General features: G+C 71.8%; 22 protein-coding genes. 4 read left to right on the plus strand and 18 right to left on the minus strand.

All coding sequences use genetic code 11. The annotated features are described in order from the left end of the window. Positions 1-241: 241 nt before the first annotated feature. The 4 genes from ACFOY6_RS10035 to ACFOY6_RS10050 all read right to left on the minus strand — a co-directional run bounded on the left by ACFOY6_RS10035 (position 242) and on the right by ACFOY6_RS10050 (position 4,577). A complete protein-coding gene (locus ACFOY6_RS10035; protein WP_379635597.1) occupies positions 242-1,111 on the minus strand; it encodes an HNH endonuclease signature motif containing protein in 870 nt (289 codons plus the stop codon). Further along, a complete protein-coding gene (locus ACFOY6_RS10040) occupies positions 1,108-1,872 on the minus strand; it encodes an OmpA family protein (RefSeq protein WP_379635595.1) in 765 nt (254 codons plus the stop codon). The genes ACFOY6_RS10035 and ACFOY6_RS10040 overlap by 4 nt, the downstream gene beginning before the upstream one ends. Beyond that, positions 1,869-3,425 (minus strand): hypothetical protein, encoded by a 1,557-nt coding sequence (locus ACFOY6_RS10045; RefSeq protein WP_379650472.1) that lies wholly within the window; start codon positions 3,423-3,425, stop codon positions 1,869-1,871. Before ACFOY6_RS10045 ends, ACFOY6_RS10040 begins: the two co-directional genes overlap by 4 nt. A gap of 291 nt (positions 3,426-3,716) precedes the next feature. Next, entirely contained in the window at positions 3,717-4,577 is an 861-nt protein-coding gene (locus ACFOY6_RS10050; protein ID WP_379650474.1) for an AraC family transcriptional regulator, read from the minus strand. A 91-nt stretch (positions 4,578-4,668) separates the two neighbouring features. Between ACFOY6_RS10050 and ACFOY6_RS10055 the strand changes: the two genes are divergently transcribed. Then, positions 4,669-5,895, plus strand: coding sequence for an MFS transporter (locus ACFOY6_RS10055; protein ID WP_379635590.1), 1,227 nt, complete (start codon positions 4,669-4,671; stop codon positions 5,893-5,895). A 52-nt stretch (positions 5,896-5,947) separates the two neighbouring features. Here ACFOY6_RS10055 and ACFOY6_RS10060 read toward each other — a convergent pair whose 3' ends face one another. After that, on the minus strand, positions 5,948-6,610 hold the full coding sequence (locus ACFOY6_RS10060; protein ID WP_109516520.1) for a dienelactone hydrolase family protein: 663 nt from the start codon (positions 6,608-6,610) through the stop codon (positions 5,948-5,950). A 42-nt stretch (positions 6,611-6,652) separates the two neighbouring features. Here ACFOY6_RS10060 and ACFOY6_RS10065 point away from each other — a divergent pair, with 42 nt between their 5' ends. Then, complete coding sequence (locus ACFOY6_RS10065) at positions 6,653-6,850, plus strand: DUF4169 family protein (RefSeq protein ID WP_109516721.1); 198 nt, start codon at positions 6,653-6,655, stop codon at positions 6,848-6,850. A gap of 17 nt (positions 6,851-6,867) precedes the next feature. Next, complete coding sequence (locus tag ACFOY6_RS10070) at positions 6,868-7,311, plus strand: GNAT family N-acetyltransferase (protein ID WP_379635586.1); 444 nt, start codon at positions 6,868-6,870, stop codon at positions 7,309-7,311. A 120-nt stretch (positions 7,312-7,431) separates the two neighbouring features. Here ACFOY6_RS10070 and ACFOY6_RS10075 read toward each other — a convergent pair whose 3' ends face one another. From ACFOY6_RS10075 to rfaD, 13 genes are all read right to left on the minus strand, one after another. Continuing rightward, positions 7,432-9,279: a response regulator gene (locus ACFOY6_RS10075; protein ID WP_379650477.1), complete on the minus strand. Its 1,848-nt coding sequence runs from the start codon at positions 9,277-9,279 to the stop codon at positions 7,432-7,434. 116 nt (positions 9,280-9,395) lie between these two features. After that, positions 9,396-10,490, minus strand: a complete 1,095-nt coding sequence (gene ychF, locus ACFOY6_RS10080) for a redox-regulated ATPase YchF (protein ID WP_109516522.1) — start codon at positions 10,488-10,490, stop codon at positions 9,396-9,398. Between the two features lie 198 nt (positions 10,491-10,688). Further along, positions 10,689-11,096 carry a hypothetical protein gene (locus ACFOY6_RS10085; protein ID WP_379650480.1) on the minus strand — a complete coding sequence of 136 codons (408 nt, stop codon included), beginning with the start codon at positions 11,094-11,096 and terminating at the stop codon, positions 10,689-10,691. A 2-nt stretch (positions 11,097-11,098) separates the two neighbouring features. Further along, a complete protein-coding gene (gene pth / locus ACFOY6_RS10090) occupies positions 11,099-11,671 on the minus strand; it encodes an aminoacyl-tRNA hydrolase (protein WP_379650481.1) in 573 nt (190 codons plus the stop codon). A gap of 15 nt (positions 11,672-11,686) precedes the next feature. Beyond that, positions 11,687-12,340 (minus strand): 50S ribosomal protein L25/general stress protein Ctc, encoded by a 654-nt coding sequence (locus ACFOY6_RS10095; RefSeq protein ID WP_379650483.1) that lies wholly within the window; start codon positions 12,338-12,340, stop codon positions 11,687-11,689. A 240-nt stretch (positions 12,341-12,580) separates the two neighbouring features. Beyond that, positions 12,581-13,171, minus strand: a complete 591-nt coding sequence (locus ACFOY6_RS10100; RefSeq protein WP_379650485.1) for a histidine phosphatase family protein — start codon at positions 13,169-13,171, stop codon at positions 12,581-12,583. Further along, entirely contained in the window at positions 13,171-13,791 is a 621-nt protein-coding gene (locus tag ACFOY6_RS10105) for a glutathione S-transferase family protein (RefSeq protein WP_379650487.1), read from the minus strand. Before ACFOY6_RS10105 ends, ACFOY6_RS10100 begins: the two co-directional genes overlap by 1 nt. Positions 13,792-14,005: 214 nt before the next feature. Beyond that, positions 14,006-14,938: a ribose-phosphate pyrophosphokinase gene (locus ACFOY6_RS10110; RefSeq protein ID WP_109516527.1), complete on the minus strand. Its 933-nt coding sequence runs from the start codon at positions 14,936-14,938 to the stop codon at positions 14,006-14,008. Between the two features lie 152 nt (positions 14,939-15,090). Then, the gene (locus tag ACFOY6_RS10115; RefSeq protein WP_379650489.1) at positions 15,091-16,053 is read right to left on the minus strand and encodes a hypothetical protein; all 963 of its coding nucleotides are present in this window, start codon (positions 16,051-16,053) and stop codon (positions 15,091-15,093) included. A gap of 84 nt (positions 16,054-16,137) precedes the next feature. Continuing rightward, positions 16,138-16,908 (minus strand): peptidoglycan editing factor PgeF, encoded by a 771-nt coding sequence (gene pgeF / locus ACFOY6_RS10120; RefSeq protein WP_379650491.1) that lies wholly within the window; start codon positions 16,906-16,908, stop codon positions 16,138-16,140. Continuing rightward, positions 16,905-17,897, minus strand: a complete 993-nt coding sequence (locus ACFOY6_RS10125) for a class I SAM-dependent methyltransferase (protein WP_379650498.1) — start codon at positions 17,895-17,897, stop codon at positions 16,905-16,907. The genes pgeF and ACFOY6_RS10125 overlap by 4 nt, the downstream gene beginning before the upstream one ends. A gap of 41 nt (positions 17,898-17,938) precedes the next feature. Then, a complete protein-coding gene (gene lgt / locus ACFOY6_RS10130; RefSeq protein ID WP_379635574.1) occupies positions 17,939-18,745 on the minus strand; it encodes a prolipoprotein diacylglyceryl transferase in 807 nt (268 codons plus the stop codon). Positions 18,746-18,758: 13 nt separating this feature from the next. Then, entirely contained in the window at positions 18,759-19,751 is a 993-nt protein-coding gene (rfaD, locus tag ACFOY6_RS10135; RefSeq protein WP_109516531.1) for an ADP-glyceromanno-heptose 6-epimerase, read from the minus strand. A 168-nt stretch (positions 19,752-19,919) separates the two neighbouring features. On the opposite strand from rfaD, the gene ACFOY6_RS10140 reads away from it, so the two are divergent. Further along, positions 19,920-20,254 (plus strand): accessory factor UbiK family protein (locus ACFOY6_RS10140; RefSeq protein WP_379650494.1); only part of this gene is annotated, 335 nt, incomplete at its 3' end.

Below are 20,254 nucleotides of genomic sequence, written 5' to 3' on the forward strand. Positions count from 1 at the left end.
GATTGCCGCAATCGCTCGGACGGGGAAGACCGGATGCAAGTGGGGCAGCGCTTTTTTCCAGCGCGGCCACTCAGGCGCCAAGCGGGGACAGAGCATGAGTGAAGCGGCCCGGCGGATAGAGAAATTCGCCAGGCTTGGCCCAGGCCCCGCATCAGCCGTTCCGGCATGGTTTCGGCGAACTGCCAAAAGTACGGATCTCCGGCCGGGAAACCTTCTATCCCTGCTCTGTCTGCGGGCAGCCTCAACGTCCTGCGCGGGCCTGCTCCTGCCGAAGAGCCTCGAGGGAGTTCCTGTCTTGCTCTGAAATTTTGTACCAATTTGGGTGGCGTTTCCCGTGGCAGACCTTGCACAATGCCCTTAGATTGTTGTTGCGGTTGTCATTCTTCACGCCGTTCAGGTGGTGTGTATCCAGAAGGTGCCTGCGGCTGCTGCAATCCACCCCGCAATCCTCGCAACGATACTGCATCATGGCCCGGTACTGATGGGAGCGGTCCTTCCAGTCTTCCGCATAACCGGCGACGGGGGCATCCCGGTCTGTCTTTTCAGGAATTTCCGCGAACCGGGTGTGATTCGTCTCCAGGAAACGCCGGCGAGAGAATCTCTTGACAATTTCCGCCCGCCTCTGAGCGGTGGAGGCCTGATAGTCTTCCCAATTTGTTTCGGCGAGGCAAAACCTGCAGACATGCAATTCAGTCTCGCCGCAAGCCCAGTCCCCGTTCTGCAGATGCAAGGCAACTCCGAAAGGGGTGTCGACCTTGTCGCTGGAAATGTATCTGGCAAACCTACCCTCCGCCTTCATTTGCAGGAGGGCTTTGCACCAGACGACATGGAACTTCCGCAGATTGGAGGGGTCCGCGCAGGCTTCGTCGAAGCTGCCCGCCGCTACATTGAACTCCCGGATGTACAGGAAGACCCGCTGCCCATCTCGAAGGATGGTTTTGGCCTCGCCGACCTGGAGGGTTCCAAGGTCGCTGGTTTCCACCTCGACATCTGAGGGGAAGGGCAGGTCCGCAAGTTTCTCGAGGCTGATGTCCGCTCGCCAAGGCCTCAGCCTCGCCCCCATACGCTGGCGCAGGTGGTCCAGCGCTTCGAAGCTGAATTCCAGCTTCACGGCTTCACCTCCTCCAGAACCCGCATAATGCGCTCCCGTGCGCGGGTGACAACGCGGAACTCGACGCGGCGGGAGCGGTCCGGGTCCTCCACCCAGGACATGCCGGCCCGCATGACGGGCCGTGCCGACGACATGCCGTTGGCGGTAACGGTCCTCTGGGCCCAGCCGCGGAAGGCCTCAAGCCCGCGCGCGGTCAGGATGACCTCCAGCACGGCACGGGTCCTCTGCTGCGACAGGTCCATGTTGCGAAAGAAGGCATCAGCCGCGCCGGCGGCGCCACGCCACTCGCTCGAGGTGTGCCCTTCGATGCGGACCTCCTCGATGCTCTGGGCATTGGAATGGAGGATGCTGAGGTAGCGCGGAAGGAACTCGTCCAGTAGGCGCCGGAACTGGGCCGTCAGCCGTGCCTCGCCTTGCTCGAAGAGCAGGTCGGGGGCGCGGAAGCGTATGGTCAGTGTCGGGCGATCCAATTCGGCGCCCCAGCGTGGCAGGTCCGCCGCCAGTTCCCGCTCCAGCTCCTGTGCGATCTTCTCCTCGTCCTCGCTGAATGCCACCACGATATCCCGGATTCGCTCGCGGGCTGCTGAGAGGTCGGAGTTCGAATCCCTCAGCTTCTCGGCCTGACTTGCCAAGGGTTGCAGGTAGGTGACCGCCACAAAGAGGAAGATCACCATCAGTCCCGACATCAGGTCGGAGACGGTCAGCCAGTGCTCTCCATCATCTCCGCGCTTCGGGCGGGGGCGGAACAGGCCGGAGCTCATGCGGCGTCGTTCCGCATGTCGTTCACCGCCTCGCGCATCCTCCGTGTCAGAACGCTGTAGTCCTCGACGAACTGCCCGGTGAGGGAGACAAGCTGCGACCCAAGCGCCGTCAGGGCCCGCTCCAGCTCCTTCTTCATCGCGTCGTCCAGCTGCTTGACCTGATCGTCTAGGCCGATGGCTATGCGGCGGAACTCGTCGTTGGTCGTGTTCTGCAATTGCTGTGCGATGGCACGGATATGCTCGGCCGAGGTCTGTTGCAGCTCTGCCTGCGAATCCCTAAGCGATGCGCGCAAGGCATCGCCAGCGGCCTCGATGGCGTGGCGCAGGTCGGCGCCAATGGCGGCGGCATCCTCCCGCATCCTGCCATAGCCCTGGGACAGTTCGCCCAGCATCTTCCGCTGTTCCGCCGCCGCCTCGGCCGCTGCGGCATTGCTGCGGCTGGAAGCCTCCCCTACGGCTCCGACGAACCGCTCGCTCTCCTGCCGCAGGCTGTCCGCCATGAGGCTGACCTGCCGGGTGGCGGCCTCGACCTGCGTGGCGAAGCCGCTGGTGAGTTCCTCGATGCGCACTTGAATAATGGGCATGGCGGCGATGGCCGCCTGGGCCATTTGCTGAAAGCTCTGCAGACGTGCATCCAGCTCGGCTTTGGTGTTGCCCAGGCCATCGAGGAGATGCTGCATGTCGCTGGCTGCCCTGACCAGCGCGGCCGCCTGGCCGCCGATGGCCTCCAGGCCGGCACGGGCGGCCTGGAGGCCATCGGCCCCTTCCCGCAGCGCCTCAGCATTGGCCTGCATCTGCTGGCGGTAATTCTCCTGCCATTCCAGAAGGCGGCCTACCGCGATGTTCAGTTGTTTAAAGTTGTCACCAAATTGCTCGGTAATCTTTTGGTTAAAGTCTCGTATCGAACCCTCCAACGCCTCAATGATGGCCTTGGAGGTGCTTTCCGTAAGTGTCGTGGAGATTTTCTGGATCTCGGCGGAAATTGCCGAGATTACCTCTGCATGAGCCTGCCTGCTTACCTTGATCTCGTCCGTGACATCGTTGCGCAGGCGCTGGAGCTGCGTCACAAGGCTGCTTTCAGCATCGCCAGTGAGCGCCAGCCGCATTCTCTCAAGGGCGCCAGCCAGATCCTGCCGGGTCTGCACCTCCTCCTGACGCAACGCACCGAGCGCCGAGAGCACGTCCTCCACCCCTTTTGGCTCGTCCGCGCCCTCGCCGCGGGCCGCCAGTTCAGAGGCCAGCTTCACGACAATCCCGCTACCCATGCCAAAGACGCTGGTGACGAAGGCTGTCTTCATGCCTTCCAGCAATTGCGGCACGCTGCGCGAGATGTCCGACACGTCGAAGCCGATGAGGCCGACGAGGATGCCGACGAAAGTGCCCAGCACGCCAATGGCGGTGAGCAGACCGGGCGCCGCGCCGCTCAGCCGGTGCAGGGGTCCGGAGCGGAGGAAGACACCCAGCATGGCGCAGGCCGCGAGGCCTAGCGTCACGCTCGTGAAGAGGCTGTTAAGCGGATTGGAGAGGGCCGCGTGTAGAATCTGCCACAGCACCGTTCAGTGCCCCCGCAAACCGTCGGTAGCGGCCAAAGGCCAGGAAAACGTCTTTATTGAATTGGAAAAGGGCATAACGGCAGCTTGGACGCTTTCTACGAAAAATTGAAAAATTAGTCTGAACTTATACCGGTTCTGGATTGAGGCAAGATGGATGGAAGGGCCTATCACCTGGCCAGACATCCGGGCGAAGCGAACAGGCCGGCAGGTAAGCAGGATCGAGAAGGCGCAGTTGAGCGCCGCGATCGAAGCGGTGGCGTGCGCATCTGGTGAAGGCTTGGATGAGTCTTCTCAGGCTTGCCTCGGCAGGTTGCCGACATCATGCAATTCCTGGGCGGTGGGCGCCTGCTGCCCCAGACCTTCCCAGCGTGTCCCTTCCTGTCGTGCCCGGCCGGGCGTGACGCCGAAGGCGGCGCGGTAGGCGGCGCCGAAGGCCGGCGCGCTGGCATAGCCCACCAGCGCCGCGGCGCGGGCCGGCGGCACGCCCCGCTCCAGCAGCGCCGCCGCCTCGGCCAGGCGCCAGTGCTGCCGCCAGGCGCCGAAGCTCATCCCCGTCTCGGCGCGGAACAGGCGGGAGAGGGTGCGGGCGCTGGCGCCCACCTCGGCGGCCCAGCCTTCCAGGGTCAGGCCGCTGTCGGGGCGGGCGTGCAGCGCCTCGGCCAGGCGCAGCAGGCGCGGGTCGCGCGGCTGCGGCACGCCGAGCGGCAGGGTGGGGGCGCGGCGGATCTCGTCCAGGATCAGCGCGGCGAGGTGGCCGGCGCGGCCCTCCGGGTCCCATTCGGGCGGCTCCTCGCAGGCGGCCAGGATCAGCTCCCGCAGCAGGGGCGAGACGGCCAGCACCGCCACGCCGGGCGGGCCGTGCCGCGCCGCGTCCTCGCGCAGGAACAGCGCGCGCATCGCCACCACGCCCTGCGTGGCCACGGCGTGCGGCAGCCCGGCCGGCACCCACAGCGCGCGGCCCGCCGGCACGACATAGCCCGCCGCGTCCGTGGTGATGCGCATGACGCCCTGGCTGGCATAGATGAGCTGCACGCGGCGGTGGGCATGGCGCGGGGTGCGGCCGCCATCGGCATAGTCGCGCCGGAAGCCGGCCAGCGGGCGGTCCACCGCGTCCTGCGGCAGGTCGCGCGAGGGGATGATGTAGGTGGGCATTTGGCGGCTTGGCGACATGATCTGGCCGGATGTCGGTTTCCAGCCAGGCTATCCTTCCGGGCAAGAACGGCAAGACCGGAACGCCAACGCCATGTCCCTGCACCCCGCCACGCGGCAGATCGCCTTCATCAACGCGGCGCACAGCGCCACCCATTTCAGCCTGCTGATCCTGGCCACCGCCGTGCTGGGGCTGGTGCAGCAGGAGCCCGCGCGCTTCGGAACCGAGTACGGCCCGATCCTGGCGCTCGGCACCGGCATGTTCGTGCTCTACGGCGTGGGCTCTCTGCCGATGGGCTGGCTGGCCGCGCGCTTCGGGCGCCGCGCCCTGATGCTGGCCTTCTTCCTCGGCACGGGCGGCTGCATGGCGCTGGCGGGGCTCGCCCCCTCGCCGCTGTGGATGGCGGTGGCGCTGGCCGGCATGGGCGCCTTCTCGGCCATCTACCACCCCGTCGGCACCGCCATGCTGGTGGAGGCGGCGGGCGAGAAGGTTGGGCGCGCGGTCGGGCTGAACGGCGTGTTCGGCAATCTCGGCGTGGCGACGGCGCCGGTGCTGACGGCCTTCCTGGTGGCCACCCTCGGCTGGCGCTGGGCCTTCCTGGTGCCGGGGCTGCTCTGCGTGGTGGTGGGCGTGCTGTATGCGCGCGAGCCGGCCATCGACATGGCCACGGCGCGCGGCGCGGCGAAGCCGTTCCCCGCCATTCCGCCGGCGGTGGTGCGGCGGGCGGTGGTGGTGCTGCTCTCCATCGCCGCCGTGTCGGGGCTGGTGTTCAACGCCTTCACCCTGCTGCTGCCGAAGCTGATGGAGGAGCGGCTGGCCGGCAGCCCGGATCTGCTGCCGGTGATCGGCGCGCTGGCCTTCATCGTGACGATCTGCGGCGGGCTGACGCAGTTCACCGTGGGGCGGATGATCGACCGGATGACGCTGAAGCGGGTGTTCCTGCCGATGGCGCTGGTGCAGGTGCCGGCGATGCTGGCGCTGTCCTTCGCCGAGGGCTGGATGGTGCTGCCGCTGGCCGCGGCGCTGGCAGCCTCGATCTTCGGCCAGGTGACGGTGAATGAGACGATGACGGCGCGCTACATCGCGCCGCCGCTGCGGGTGCGGCTCTATTCCATCCGCTTCTTCGTGGGCTTCCTCGGCGCCGCCGCCGCCTCGCCGCTGATCGGCCTGCTGCACGAGGCGACGGGGCGGCTCGACATGGCGCTGCTGGTGCTGGCCGGCTTCTCCGGCGTGACGCTGCTCTGCGCCCTGTTCTTCCCCGACCGCCGGGAGGAGCTGCGCCCCGAGGTGTGGCAAGCCGCGCCCGCCCCGGCGGAGTAGACTTGCAGAAAGAAGATGGGGGTCCGGGGGAATTCCTTCCCCCGGCCTTTTCCTACTTCAGATGCTTCGCAAAGAACCCCAGGCTCCGCTGCTCCGCCAGGATGGTATCGGCCGGGCTGTAGGAGGCGCGTTCCTCGCAGGCGAAGCCGTGCTGCGCGCCGGGGTAGACGAACACCTCCACCTCCGGCCGGGCGGCGCGGATGGCCTCCACGTCGGTGAGCGGGATGCCCTTGTCCGCCTCGCCGAAATGGAGCTGCACCGGGCAGTGGGGCACCTCCTCCCGCGCCGCGGCGATGCCGCCGCCATAGTAGCCGATGGCCGCCTGGAAGGCGCGGCTGCGGGTGGCGCCGTGCCAGGCGACGGTGCCGCCCCAGCAATAGCCGATGATGCCGCGCGCGGCGCCCTGGGGCAGGGCGGCGGCGGCGGCCTCAATGTCGCGCAGCGTGTCGGCCGGGTCGATGGCGCCGCGCAGGGCCAGGCCGCGCTGCACGTCCTCCGGCGCGTAGCCGAGTTCGGCGCCGCGCTCGGCGCGGTCGAACAGCGCCGGGCAGACGACGCGGAAGCCCTGCCGCGCGAAGCCCTCGGCCACGTGCCGCATGTGGCGGTTCACGCCGAAGATCTCCTGCACGACGACGAGCGCCTGCCGTGCATCCTCCGGCCCCGTGCACCAGGCGGAGAGGCGGTGGCCGTCGGCGGCGGTGAGTTCGATCTGCATGGGCGCATTCCTCCTGTGGGCGGGGCGGTCTATCCTCCGCCGATGGCAGAGATCGTCAACCTGAACCGGCACAGGAAGGCCGCCGCCCGCGCCGCCGAGGCGAAGCAGGCCGCCGCCAACCGGGTGAAGTTCGGCCGCACCCCGGCCGAGCGCGCGCGCGAGGCGGAGGCCGAGGCGCGCCGCCGCGCCCTGCTCGACGGCGCCCGCCAGGAAGAGGCGGGGAAGGATGGGGCGGGGTGAAGCAGGAGGCGGCCGGCATGAGCGCGGCGCCCCGCATCATCCGGCTGCCGGACCTTCCGCCCGGGCTGGAGGCGCTGCGGGCCGAGGCCGCCGCCGAGGGCTTCCGCTTCATCGGCCGGCTGGCGCGGGAATGGCAGGACCGGACAAACCGCTTCGACGGCCCTGGGGAGGCGCTGCTGGGCGCCTGCGAGGCGGGCGTCCTGCTGGCGGTGTGCGGCCTCAACCGCGACCCCTATGCGGCGGATGCGGGAACCGGGCGGCTGCGGCACCTCTATGTCCGCCCGGCCGCCCGCCGCCGCGGCATCGCCTCCGCGCTGGTCGGGCGCCTGCTCGGGCTGGCGGAGGGCCGCTTCCACACCCTGCGGCTGCGGACGGAGACGGAGGCGGCGGCCGCCTTCTACGCCCGCCACGGCTTCCGCGCCGTCACGGCGGCGGACGCCACGCACGCCCGGGCGCTCTAGGTCGGATCGCGAGCAGGCCGCTTCGCCCGGTCGCGTGAAGATGCTCGTGAAAACAATGAGCCGGAGCCTTTTCCGTGAGCCAGCGCGAACGGAAAAGGCTCTGGCCCGCCGGCCTCGTGCTCAGCCCAGGGCCGCCGCCCGCGCGGGCAGGGCATCCTGGCGGCGCAGGGCGCGCAACGCCCGCAGCAGGGCCTCGCGCTGCAACGGCTTGGGCAGGTAGCCATCCATGCCCGCCTGCAGGCAGTCCGGCCATCCCTCCCTGGCATCGGTGCCGGAAAGCCCCAGGATGGCGATGCGCCCGCCGCCCGGCCGGCGCGCCTCCTCGGCGCGGATGCGGCGGGTGGTCTCCAGCCCGTCCATGCCCTGCATCTGCAGGTCGAGCAGCACGAGGTCGACCGGGCAAGCCTGCAGGTGGGCCAGCGCCGCCTCGCCGCTGGCGGCCTCGGCCACGCTGTGCCCGGCCTGGCGCAGCATGGTCTGCGCCACCATGCGGTTCAGCGGCACGTCGTCCACCACCAGGATGCGCAGCGGCGTGGCCAGGGGCAGCATGTGCGGCATCGCCCCCGCCTGCGCCGGGGCCGCCGGCAACGCCGCCGGCGGCAGCGGCAGCTCGGCCCAGAAAAGGCTGCCGCGCCCCTCCGGCCCCGGCAGAACGCCGATCCGCCCGCCCATGGCCTGCACCAGCCCATCGGTGATGGCGAGGCCGAGGCCATGCCCCTCGGCCTCCAGCGCGGTGAGGCGGCTGAAGTCGCGGAAGAGCTGGGCCCGCTGCGCCGCCGGGATGCCGGGGCCGGTGTCCAGCACCTCCAGCCGCAGCCCGTCCTCCACCGCCCGTACCGAGAGCCGCACCCAGCCGCCCCGGGGGGTGAACTTCACGGCATTGCCGGCGAGGTTCAGCAGCACCTGCCGCAGCCGCCGCGCATCGCCCAGCACCGCCTCGGGGCAGCCGGGCTCCAGCTCCAGCCGCAGGGCGACCGACTTGCCCGACGCCTCGGGGCGCAGCAGCTCCAGCGCGCCTTCCAGCAGGGCGCGCAGCGGCACCGGCTCCCGCGCCAGGGTGAGGCGGCCGGCCTCCACCTGGGCGAGGTCCAGCACGTCGTTTACCAGCGCCAGCAGGTGGCGGCCGGCGCGGTTGATCACCGCCACCTCCTCGCGCGCCGGGCCGGGCAGGTCGTCCCGCGCGCCCAGGATCTGCGCCATGCCGAGCACGCCGTTGAGCGGGGTGCGCAGCTCGTGGCTCATCCGCGCCAGGAAGCGGGACTTGGCGGCGTTGGAGGCCTCCGCCGCCTCGCGCGCGGCGGCGGAGGCGGCCAGGGCGCGCTGCTCGCCGCGCGCCCGGAACAGCGCCATCAGGCAGAAGCTGGTGAAAACGCAGTGCAGCATGCCCTGCACCAGCACCAGGCTGAACCACAGGCGCTGCGGCAGCTCGGGGCCGGCGTGCCATTCCGGCTGCGCCAGCGCCACCGGCACGCGCAGCAGCACCAGCACGCCTTGCAGGGCGAAGCTGAGGCTGAGAAGGGTGCGGAACAGGCGGTGCTCCGCCCGGTCGCGCCAGAACTCCCAGGCGATGCCGAGGCTCAGCGGCGCCGTCAGCAGCGACATGATGATGACGCGCATCTCCCGCGTCTCGGTCAGGCCGGGCAGCTGGCGCAGGCCGAGCCAGGCCAGGAGCGGCAGCAGCATCAGCCAGAACGGGGTGCGGCGCTGGTCGAAGCGGCGGACGCCGATCCAGGCGAGGCCGAGGGAGAGCAGCGTCAGCGCATTGCCGAGATCGATCGAGACACGGTCCGGCAGATGGCCGCGCAGCCCCACCAGCAGCGCCGACAGGCCGACGCCGAGAACCGCCAGCCCCCATTCCCGCAGCCCCGGCGCCCGGTGCCGGTCGAAGGAAAGCACCAGCCACATCAGCCCGATGGTCAGGCTGAGCAGCGTGCCAACAGAGAGCAGGGTGGGTAGGTGCAGATCCACGGGCGGGCGCCGGCCTTGTCATTGGCCGGTTGTGCAGGGCCGGCGGGCCACTCTATCGCCCTGCCTTTCACGACCATAGAGTGAAAAAGCGGGGTGGACGCTCCACCCCGCCGTTCTCAGACGTTGAAGCGGAACAGCAGGATGTCGCCGTCCTTGACGACGTATTCCTTGCCTTCCACCCGCATCTTGCCGGCTTCCTTGGCGCCCTGCTCGCCGCCGAGCGCCACGTAGTCGTCATAGGCGATGGTCTCGGCGGCGATGAAGCCGCGCTCGAAATCGCCATGGATGACGCCAGCGGCCTGCGGCGCCTTCATGCCGCGGGTGATGGTCCAGGCGCGCGCCTCCTTCGGCCCCACGGTGAAGTAGGTCAGCAGGCCGAGCAGCCCGTAGCCGGCGGCGATGACGCGATCCAGCCCGGAATCGGACAGGCCCAGCCCTTCCAGGAACTCGCCCCGGTCGGCCGCGTCCATCTGGCTGATCTCGGCCTCGATGGCGGCGGAGACCACCACCGCCTTGGCGCCCTCGGCCGCGGCGCGGGCGAACACCTTCTCGCTGTGCGCGTTGCCGCTGCCGGCCGCGCCTTCCTCGACGTTGCAGACGTAGAGCACCGGCTTGGAGGTGAGCAGCTGGAGGCGCTTCGCCGCCTCCTCCTCCCCCTTCGGGATGGAGGCGCGGGCGGGGCGGCCGTCGCGCAGCCCGGCCAGGATCGGCTCGATCAGCGTGAGCTGGCCGGCCGCCTCCTTGTCGCCGCCGCGGGCGCGCTTCTGCAGGCCGAGCTGGCGCTTCTCCAGGCTGTCCATGTCGGCCAGCATCAGCTCGGTCTCGATGGTGTCGGCGTCGCGGATCGGGTCCACGCTGCCCTCGACATGGGTGACGTCGCCATCCTCGAAGCAGCGCAGCACGTGCACGATGGCATCCGTCTCGCGGATGTTGCCGAGGAACTGGTTGCCCAGGCCCTCGCCGCGCGAGGCGCCGCGCACCAGGCCCGCGATGTCCACGAACTCCAGGCTGGTCGGCACGATCTTGGCCGACTTGCCGATCCTGGCGATGGTGTCGAGCCGCCGGTCCGGCACCGCGACGCGGCCGACATTCGGCTCGATGGTGCAGAAGGGATAGTTGGCGGCCTGGGCCGCCGCGGTCTGCGTCAGCGCGTTGAACAGGGTGGACTTGCCGACATTCGGCAGGCCGACGATCCCGCAGTTGAAGCCCATGTCAGGTCCTCTTTGTATGCGCGCCCCTGCGGTGCAGGGGCGCCCTCATTCGCCGGCGCCGGCCTCGGCCGGCTTGGCTTCGCCGCATGGGCGGCTGCGCCCGTTCGGGCACCCGGCCCACCATGCGGCCCGCGATCCCGCGCAGCCCGCTCCCCTGGCCCAGGGCGCGGAAGCGCCGCCCCGGGCGCGGGGGGTGCCTCAGCCCAGTGCGGCGGCGATCTCGCCGGCGATCTGGGCGGCGGCGATGCGGGCGGCGGCGTCGTCCGTCGGCAGCGCCAGGGCGGCGGCGCGCAGCTGCGTCACCGCGCCACCGAGCGACACGTCGAGCGACTGCGCGGCGGCGCGGATCAGCTCGGCGCGCGCCGGGCCCACCGCCCCGGAGACGGCCTGCGCCATGGCCTGCGCCAGGGCGGCGCGGGCGGCGGCGGCCTCGATCGCGCCCTGGTGGCCGGTGTCGCTGGTCTCCAGCGCGGCGGCGGTGCCCGCCAGGCTGTGCGCCTGGGCCAGCAGGCCGGCGGCCAGCGCGGCGGCGCCGTTCGCCAGATCCTCCGGGCCGGGGCCGCCGAACTCGGCGGCCAGGTCGGCGGCAGCGTCTTCCATCGCCATTCTCAGCTCTCCTGGGTCAGCAGGGCCACGCGGGTCATGAAGGCTTCCGGCTCGCCTTTGGCCAGCAGGGGCGCGGCCTCCGCCACTGCATCCAGCATGGGTTCCAGCCAGGTGTCCACCTTGGCGAAGTTGCCCAGCACGTGGCCGGTCACCTTCTCCTTCATGCCGGGATGGCCGATGCCGAGGCGCACGCGCCAGTAGTCCGGCGTGCCCAGCTTGCGGTCCATGTCGCGCAGCCCGTTATGCCCGGCGGCGCCGCCACCCTTCTTCACCCGGATGCGGCCGGGGGCGAGGTCGAGCTCGTCGTGGAAGGCGGTGACGCTGGCGGGCGGGATCTTGTGGAAGGCGGCGGCGGCCTGCACCGAATCGCCCGAGAGGTTCATGTAGGTCTGCGGCTTCAGCAGCAGCAGCTTCTGGCCGGCGATGCTGCCCTCGGCCAGCAGGCCCTTGTAGCGTTGCCGCCACGGCGTGAAGCCGTGGCGGCGGGCGATGGCGTCGAGCGCCATGAAGCCGATGTTGTGGCGGTGCCGCGCCTGACCCGGTTCGGGATTGCCGAGGCCGACCCAGAGCAGCACGCCAGAACCCCTGCCTTACTTCTTCGGCGCGGCCTTGCCGCCCTTGCCCTTGGCGGGCGCGGGGGCGGCGGCGACAGGGGCGGCCACGACCACCTCCTCCTCGACCGTCGGCGGCGCGATGGTGGCCACCACGAAGTCACGGCCGACGATCACCGGCTGGGTGCCCTTGACGTCCGCCACGTTGGACCAGCGCAGGCTGTCGCCGATGGCGGCGGCGCCCATGTCGATCTCGAACTGGTCCGGCACCTGGTCGGGGTCGGACAGCACCTCGACCTCGCGGCGGACGACGTTCAGCACGCCACCCTCCTTGATGCCCGGCGCGCTCTCCTCGTTCAGGAACACCACCGGCACCTTCACGCGGATCAGCTGGCCGGGGGCCAGGCGCTGGAAGTCCACGTGCAGGGGGATGTCCTTCACGGGGTGGAACTGCACGTCGCGCATCAGGCAGCGCTCGGTCGTGCCGTTCACAGCCACCTCGTAGAGGTGCGACTGCCAGCCGCCCTTGTGCAGCTCCTTCATCACGTCGCGCGGGTCGAGCGACAGCAGCGTCGCCTCCTGCTTCGCGCCGTAGATGACCGCGGGGACGCGCCCCGTCCTCCGAGTCGCGCGCGCCGCCCCCTTACCGGCCAACTCGCGCGCCTCGGCCTCGATCCGAATGGTCTGGACCATGTGTCCGTGCTCCGCTTGCTCTGTGGCGCCGCGCCGGCCCTGCCGGGGCGCCTGCCCAATCCCGCCCCCGGGCCCATGCCCGAAAACAGTTGCGCTGGCCTCCAGGGGTGCCAGCGCGGGGCGGGGAATAGGGCATTTGGTGCCGGGAGGCAATCATTCGCCGGCGTCCCGGGCAGGGGAATCGCCCGCAGCGCCGGCGCCGCCGCCGCTGGCAGCGGAATCCGCCCGCGGCGCCGCCGCTCAGGGCATGGCCAGCGGGTCGAAGGCCCAGGCCTCGCCGCCGGCGGCGGGGGGCGTCACCCACATCGGCAGGGCGTTGGGCGTGCGCACATTGGCCGGCAGCCCCGCCTCGGCGCGGAAGGCGCGCCACAGCGCGCCATGCGCCACCACCAGCACCGGGCCGGGGCGGGAGAGGCAGTGATTGATGGCGGCCACGGTGCGGTCCCGCAGCTGGGCGAAGCTCTCGGCGCCCTCGGGGGTGAAGCGGCCCTCCACCCAGTCGTCGAACCAGCCGGCCATGGGCTGGCCCTCCTGCACGCCGAAGGAGACCTCGCGCAGCGCGTCGTGGACCTCGACCGGCAGGCCCAGCGCCCGGGCCACCGCCTCGGCCGTGTCCCGCGCGCGGCCGAGGGGGGAGGCCACGATGGTGGCGATCTCCCGCCCCGCCTGGCCTTCCAGCAGCGCCTGCGCCGCCCGCTCCGCCTGGGCGATGCCGATGGAGTTCAGCGGGATGTCCACATTGCCCTGGGAGAGGCCGCGCGCGTTCCAGTCCGTCTCGCCATGGCGGAGGAACCAGAAGGCTTCGCGGGTGAGGCGGCCGCCCCCGGCCATCAGGCGAGGCCCTCGGTGGCCATGGCGCGCTGCACGGCGGGGCGGGCCAGCATCCGCTCGTAATGCGCCTGCAGCCGCGGCGGCAGGGTCATGCCCATCCGCTTCACCGCCCAGAACTCGACGAAGAACAGCGCCGAATCGGCCACCGAGTAGCCGGAGGGCAGCACCCACTCGGCCCCCTTCCAGGTGGCGTCCATGTCGGCGAAGCCCTTGGCGGCGAGGGCGGTGCCCTGCTCCTTCACCTTCGGGTGGTCGGCCTCGCTGGGGGCGAAGCGGGCCTGATTGAACAGGCGCGAGAAGCCCTGCGGGTGGATGGTGCCGGTGACGAAGTCCATCGCCTCGAGGGCGCGGGCCTGGCCCTCGGCATCGGCCGGCAGCAGGCCGGCGGCGGGGTTGCTGGCGGCCAGCCAGAAGGCGATGGCGGTGTACTGCGTCAGCACCGAGCCGTCGTCGCGCACCAGGGTGGGCACCTTGCCCTTCGGGTTCAGCGCCTTGAACTCGGGCGTCTGCAGCGCGCCTTCCTTGATGGGGGAGCGCACCGCCTCGAAGGGCTGGCCGATCTCCTCGAGCAGGACGTGGATGCCGAGCGAGCAGGCGCCGGGGGAGTAGTGGAGCTTCATGGTGGCCGGGTTCCGGTTCTGGACGGGGTCGGCCCGGAGGATCGGCGGCAGGGCGCGGGCGCGCAAGCCGGGGCCGGTGAATTTCCGGCCCGCCCCGCCGCCGCCGGCAGGGCGCCCGCGCGAGGAGGCCGGGCACCGGCGCAACCCCGCCGGTCTCGGCGCACGGGCGAGGATGGCGCCGAGGCGGGGCGGACCGTGAAATCCGCCCGCGCGCTCAGTTGAACAGGGTGGAGACCGAGCTTTCCTCGGAGATGCGGCGCATCGCCTCGGCCAGCAGCGGCGCGATGGTGAGCTGGCGGATGTTGGAGGAGACGCGCACCGCCTCGGTCGCCTGGATGCTGTCCGTCACCACCATCTGCTCGATGCTGGCGGCGCCGATGCGGGCCACCGCCCCGCCCGAGAACACGCCATGCGTCACATAGACGCTGACCGACTTGGCGCCGTTCTTCAGCAGCGCGTCCGCCGCGTTGCACAGCGTGCCGCCCGAGTCGACGATGTCGTCCACCAGGATGCAGTCCCGCCCCTCGACGTCGCCGATGACGTTCATCACCTCGGAGACGCCGGCGCGGGGGCGGCGCTTGTCGATGATGGCGAGGTCGGTGTGCAGCCGGGCGGCGATGGCCCGCGCCCGCACCACGCCGCCGACATCGGGGCTGACCACCATCAGGTCGCGGCCCTTGTAGCGCTCCAGGATGTCGCGCGCGAAGAGGGGGGCGGCGAAGAGGTTGTCCACCGGGATGTCGAAGAAGCCCTGGATCTGCCCGGCATGCAGGTCGAGCGTCAGCACGCGGTCGGCGCCGGCCTCGGTGATGAGGTTGGCCACCAGCTTGGCGCTGATCGGCGTGCGGGGGCCGGACTTCCGGTCCTGCCGCGCATAGCCGAAATAGGGGATGACGGCCGTGACGCGCCGGGCGGAGCTGCGCTTCAGCGCGTCCAGCGTGATCAGCAGCTCCATCAGGTTGTCATTGGCGGGGTAGGAGGTGCTCTGCACCACGAACACATCCTCGCCGCGGATATTCTCGTGGATCTCCACGAACACCTCCATATCCGCGAAGCGGCGTATGGAGGCCTGTGTCAGCGGCAGGTTCAGCGCGGCGGCCACCGCCTCGGCGAGCGGGCGGTTGCTGTTGCAGGCGACGATCTTCATGGGGCGCGGCATCTCCGGGCAGCGGACCCAGGGGAAAGTCGGGCCCGGCGAGGAACGGGCCGCGTGGTAGCAACGTGACAGCCTCGTGTCTATCGTCGCCAGGCCTTTGGCATGGCTGGCGTGCAAATCCTCACCCCGTCGCCGTGCCCCTCTCAGCGGGCCGGGGCGGCCTCCGCCCTGGCGCCCCGGTGCGCCTCGGGCGGTGGCCGCGGCGGCGGTGTGGCCTCGTCCAGCTCCGGCTGGGCGGCGTTCTGCAGCACCTCGCGGATGCCGCTGGCCGCCTGCTCGGCCGCCACATAGGCCACGTCGCCCCACAGCCCGTTGAGCGAGCCGCGCGGCACCTCGTTGATCTGCACCACCCGGCCCAGCTCGTAGCCGTCGCGCCGGCTGACGATCCATTGCAGCTCGATGCGCTGCTTGTCGCCCGGCGCCGGCACCGCCTGCACCTCGGCCTGCACGGCGTAGGTGGCGCCCTCCGCCTGGTCCTGCGGCAGGTAGCCGAGGCGGGTGAGGAACTCGCCCAGGCGGTTGCGCAGGCTGCGGTTGCCGTCGCCCGGCGCGCCCTTCACGCCGGCCAGGCGGATTCGCAGCGGGCCGCGCCCGGCCAGCGCCGCCGGGTCGCTGGCCTTGCGCGAGGCCTCCACCGCCTCCAGCAGCGTGGCCACGCCGGGGGCGTCGCGCGTCGCCACCTCGCGGAACACCGACGCCTCCTCCATGCCCCAGCCGCGCAGCGGGGCGGGGCCGCCCTCGGTGACGCCGATCGAGGTGCCATCGGCGTCGAACAGCTCGTAGCGGGGCAGCAGGCGGCTGCCCTCGCGCCGGGCGGTGACGACCAGCGGCCAGTCCAGCGGCTGCACGGGCGTGGCCGCGGCCGGCACCTCCGCCGCGCGCAGCGCCTCGGCCAGGGTCTCGGCGAAGCGCTCCGCCCCGGCATCGGTCAGCAGCGCCTCGGTCGGGGTGGGCACGGCGATGCGGTAGGCGGGCGGCCGCGCCAGCCGCCGCGCCTCGGCCCCCGGATTGCCCCGGAAGGGCTGCAGGTCGGCGCAGGCGGCCAGCAGCAGCAGCGGCGCCAGCAGCGGCGCCAGCCAGGCGCGGGCGCCCTCAGACCAGCGCAAAGCAGGACACCAGCATGGTCAGGACGAGGAGCAGCAGGAAGATCACCATGTAGGGCATGGGGTTGGCCCTTCCGGAGGTTCGGATCAGGCGGGCAGGGCGATGGCCGAGAGCTGGTGGCCGATCGGGCCCTCGCCGGCCAGGGTGCGGCGGCGGTGGCTGAAGAAGCGGTCCGGCTCGGCGCAGGTGTCGGCCGGGATCACGGCCACCCGGCCGGTTCTTGCCGCCACCAGCCGCGCCGCGCAATAGCCGGCGAGGTCGAACTGCCAGTGCGCCTCGCGCCGCCCGGCGACGAAGAAGCGCGAATCGGCCGCCTCGCGCGCCAGCACGGCGTCGCGCAGGTCATTCCCCACCTCGTAGGAATCCTGGCGGATGCAGGGGCCGACCACGGCGGTGATGGCGTGGCGGCTGGCGCCCAGCCGCTCCATGGCCAGCAGCGTCTCCTCCAGGATGCCGGCGACGGCGCCGCGCCAGCCGGCATGGGCCGCGCCCACCACCCCCGCCTCCATGTCCGCGAACAGCACCGGGCCGCAATCGGCGGTGACGACGCCGAGCGCCAGGCCGGGGCGGTCGGTCACCAGCGCGTCCGCCGTCGGGCGGGCCTCGTTCGGGATGGGCTGGCCGACCACGGCCACGGCCACGCCATGCACCTGGTGCGCGCCGGAGAGGGCGCCGGCCGGCAGGCCCAGCGCGTCCATGGCGCGGGCGCGGTTCGTGGCCACCGCCGCCGCGTCGTCCTGCCCCGAGAGGGAGCAGTTCAGCGTGGCGAAGCCGCCTTTCGAGACACCGCCGCGGCGGGTGAAGAAGCCGTGCGGCAGGCCGGCGAAGAGGTCGGTGGAGAGGAATTCGGCGGTCATGCGGCCTCGAAGCCCGGCGGTGGGGGCAGGTCAGGGTGGCAGATCGCCAGCGCCTTGAACAACCGCCCCATGCCTTCCGGGGCGATCAGCCGCTGCGCGGCGGAGAGCTGGTGGCCCGCCGAGGCGGGGGCGGCGCGGGCCAGCATGGCCGCCCGCGTCACCAGCCCGAGCGATTGCAGGAACAGGCCCTGCGGCACCGGGCCGTGCACCGCCGCGCCGGCGGCGCGGGCGGCGCGGGCGAGGGCGGCGAAATCGACATGCGCGGTGATGTCGGCGCTGCCCGGCGGGCCCAGCGGGTCGGCGGCGCGGTGGCCGATGAGCGCCTGCAGCGAATCGCCCAGCCCGGAGGCGGCGGGGCCGTAGTCCAGGAACAGCGCGGCGCCGCCCTGCGCCGCCAGCCGCGCCGCCAGCCTGGCCACGAGGCCGCGCGCCGCCTCGGAGACCTCCTGCACCGCGCCCTCCGGCGCCGAATCGGGCAGCTCCAGCCCGGCCACCGGGCCGGCGGGGCGCTCGGTGAAGGCGCCGGCCAGGACATGGCGCTCGGCCCAGCCCGCGCCCCGGCGGACGAACTGCCGCACCGGCAGCGCGTCCAGGAACTCGTTGCCGAGCAGCAGCAGCGGGCCATCCGGCAGGGTGGAGAGGTCGTCGTGCCAAGTGGCGGCGGCGCCGGCGAGCGGCGCCTCCAGGGCGCGGGCCTGGGCGGCGCGCAGCGCCGGGCTCTGCTCCACCAGATGCACCCGCAGCGCGGCGCGGAAGCCCGGCATCACCTGGCCGATGGCGCGCAGGGCGTCGGCCATCAGCGTGCCGCGGCCCGGGCCGGCCTCGGCCAGCAGCACCGGCGCCGGGCGGCCCATGGACTGCCACAGCACCGCCGCCCACAGGCCGAGGCACTCGCCGAAGGCCTGGCTGATCTCGGGCGCGGTGGTGAAGTCGCCCCGCGCGCCGAAGGGGTCGCGCCCCGCATAGTAGGCGGCGGCGGCGCGGGCCATGAAGCGGTCCAGCCGCTCGGGGGCCTCCGGGGCGGGATCGCTCACGCCGCGGCCACCCTGTCGCGCGGGGCGAGCAGCATCAGGGCGAGGCCGGCCAGCACCATCGGGATGGAGAGGAGCTGCCCCATGGTGGCGCCGCCCCACAGGAAGCCGAGCTGCGCGTCCGGCTGGCGGAACAGCTCGCCGACGATGCGCGCCACGCCGTAGCCGGCCAGGAAGGCGCCGGCGGTGAAGCCGCGCCGCGCCCGGATGGCGGGGATGCGCACCAGCACCTGCAGCAGCACGAACAGGCAGAGCCCCTCCATCGCCGCCTGGTAGAGCTGGCTGGGGTGGCGCGGCTCCGGCCCGCCATGCGGGAAGACCATGGCCCAGGGCACGTCCGAGACGCGGCCCCACAGCTCGCCATTGATGAAGTTGGCCAGCCGCCCGAAGAACAGGCCGATCGGCACCACCGCCGTCAGCCGGTCGCCGAAGCGGCGGATGGAGAGGCCGTGGCGGCGGCAGAACAGCACCAGCGCCAGGATCACCCCCGCCGCGCCGCCATGGAAGGACATGCCGCCGCGCCAGAGGTAGAACGCCTCCCACGGCGCCGAGAGGTAGTGGTCCGTCTGGTAGAACAGCACGTAGCCGAGCCGGCCGCCGAGGATGACGCCAAGCACCGCCCAGGTGACGAAATCGTCCACCTGCTCGGCCGAGGCGGCCACCGGCGGCAGCGCCACCAGCCGGCGCATCAGCCGCCAGCCCAGGATGATGCCGGCGATGTAGGCCAGCGCGTACCAGCGGATCGCCAGCGGGCCGATCTCGATCAGCACCGGGTCGATGGCGGGGAAGGGCAGGGCGAGGAGCATCCGGGCGCCGCCTTCAGCGATACGGGTCGGGGCGGGTGAGGAAGTCCTGCACGTAGCGCCGCACCCCGTCCTCCAGCCCGGTGGCGGCGCCGGTGAAGCCGGCCGCGCGCAGCCGCTCCATCCGCGCCTGGGTGAAGTACTGGTACTTGCCCACCAGATCGACCGGCATCTCGATGAAGGCGATCTCCGGCGTCCGGTCCAGCGCGGCATAGACCGCCCGCGTCAGGTCGAGGAAGCTGCGCGCCGTGCCGGTGCCGACGTTGAACAGCCCGCTGGCCTGCGGGTTGTCCAGCAGCCAGAGCATCACCTCCACGCAGTCGTCCACATGCACGAAGTCGCGCAGCTGCTCGCCATCGGCGATGCCCTCGCGGTCCGACTTGAAGAGGGTGGCGGGGGCGCCGGTCATGATCTGGCGGAACTTGTGCAGCACCACGCTGGCCATGCGGCCCTTGTGGTGCTCGTTCGGGCCATAGACGTTGAAGAACTTCAGCCCGGCCCATTGCGGCGGCGCGGCGCGGCCGCGCGCCAGCAGGTCGGCCACGCGCCGGTCCGTCGCGTGCTTCGACCAGCCATAGAGGTTGAGCGGCCGCAGCGCGGCCAGCGCCGCGGGGGAGGCGTCGTCGTCGAAGCCCAGCGCGCCGTCGCCATAGGTGGCGGCGGAGGAGGCATAGACCAGCCGCACCCCGTGCTCGGCGCACCAGGCGAAGAGGCGCAGCGTGAGGGAGAGGTTGTTCTCGGCCACCAGGTCGCCGTCGCGCACCGTGGTGTCGCTGATGGCGCCGAGATGGAAGATCATCTCGGGGCGCGGCGCGTCCTCCAGCCAGTCCCACAGCTTCTCGGGCGGCAGGATGCCGGCGATCGGGTGGTGCGCCAGGTTGCGCCACTTCTCCCGGCCCGGCTCGCCGCTGCGCAGCCGGTCGCAGACCAGCACCTCCGCCCCCCGTTCGCAAAGTGCCGCGACGAGGTTGGAGCCGATGAAACCGGCACCGCCAGTGACCAGATACATGCGCGAGCCTTCCGCGACGATGGACCAGCGGGGGGAATGGTCGCCCGCCGGGCGGGCCGGGTATAGGCGGCGTGCGCCGGCCCCGGCAACCGCCCCGGTCGATCCAAAAGGCGCGAGCCGCCGGCACGGGCCAGGAGCCCGCAGGCGCCGCAACAAGGAGAGTGGATGATGGAATCGGGTTCTGAGAGCGGCGCCGGCAATGGCCCTGGCCGCCGCGGCCGCCTTTTCGACGATCTCGCCGGCCTGGCCGGCGGTGCCTTCTCCATGGTCTCGGGGCTGCGCGCCGAGGTGGAGGCGATGGCCCGCTCCCAGGTGGAGATGATGGTGCAGCGGCTCGAGCTGGTGAAGCGCGAGGACCTGGACGCCGCGCTGGAGGTGGCCCGCCGCGCCCGCGAGGAGAGCACCGCCCTGGCCGCCCGCGTGGCCGCGCTGGAGGCGAAGCTCGGTATGGCCGCCGCGCCGCCCGCCGCCGCCCCGCCCGCCGGCCCGACCCCCGCCACGCC

The sequence above is a fragment of the Teichococcus aestuarii genome (assembly GCF_042651065.1).
Classification (GTDB): Bacteria; Pseudomonadota; Alphaproteobacteria; order Acetobacterales; family Acetobacteraceae; genus Pseudoroseomonas; species Pseudoroseomonas aestuarii.

Coding starts and splice junctions, on each gene's coding strand:
- ACFOY6_RS10040 (WP_379635595.1), bottom strand. CDS start 1,872: ATGAGCTCCGGCCTGTTCCGCCCCCGCCCGAAGCGCGGAGATGATGGA.
- ACFOY6_RS10050 (WP_379650474.1), bottom strand. CDS start 4,577: ATGCCCACCTACATCATCCCCTCGCGCGACCTGCCGCAGGACGCGGTG.
- ACFOY6_RS10055 (WP_379635590.1), top strand. CDS start 4,669: ATGTCCCTGCACCCCGCCACGCGGCAGATCGCCTTCATCAACGCGGCG.
- ACFOY6_RS10060 (WP_109516520.1), bottom strand. CDS start 6,610: ATGCAGATCGAACTCACCGCCGCCGACGGCCACCGCCTCTCCGCCTGG.
- ACFOY6_RS10065 (WP_109516721.1), top strand. CDS start 6,653: ATGGCAGAGATCGTCAACCTGAACCGGCACAGGAAGGCCGCCGCCCGC.
- ACFOY6_RS10070 (WP_379635586.1), top strand. CDS start 6,868: ATGAGCGCGGCGCCCCGCATCATCCGGCTGCCGGACCTTCCGCCCGGG.
- ychF (WP_109516522.1), bottom strand. CDS start 10,490: ATGGGCTTCAACTGCGGGATCGTCGGCCTGCCGAATGTCGGCAAGTCC.
- ACFOY6_RS10085 (WP_379650480.1), bottom strand. CDS start 11,096: ATGGCGATGGAAGACGCTGCCGCCGACCTGGCCGCCGAGTTCGGCGGC.
- ACFOY6_RS10095 (WP_379650483.1), bottom strand. CDS start 12,340: ATGGTCCAGACCATTCGGATCGAGGCCGAGGCGCGCGAGTTGGCCGGT.
- ACFOY6_RS10100 (WP_379650485.1), bottom strand. CDS start 13,171: ATGGCCGGGGGCGGCCGCCTCACCCGCGAAGCCTTCTGGTTCCTCCGC.
- ACFOY6_RS10105 (WP_379650487.1), bottom strand. CDS start 13,791: ATGAAGCTCCACTACTCCCCCGGCGCCTGCTCGCTCGGCATCCACGTC.
- ACFOY6_RS10110 (WP_109516527.1), bottom strand. CDS start 14,938: ATGAAGATCGTCGCCTGCAACAGCAACCGCCCGCTCGCCGAGGCGGTG.
- pgeF (WP_379650491.1), bottom strand. CDS start 16,908: ATGACCGCCGAATTCCTCTCCACCGACCTCTTCGCCGGCCTGCCGCAC.
- ACFOY6_RS10125 (WP_379650498.1), bottom strand. CDS start 17,897: ATGGCCCGCGCCGCCGCCGCCTACTATGCGGGGCGCGACCCCTTCGGC.
- lgt (WP_379635574.1), bottom strand. CDS start 18,745: ATGCTCCTCGCCCTGCCCTTCCCCGCCATCGACCCGGTGCTGATCGAG.
- rfaD (WP_109516531.1), bottom strand. CDS start 19,751: ATGTATCTGGTCACTGGCGGTGCCGGTTTCATCGGCTCCAACCTCGTC.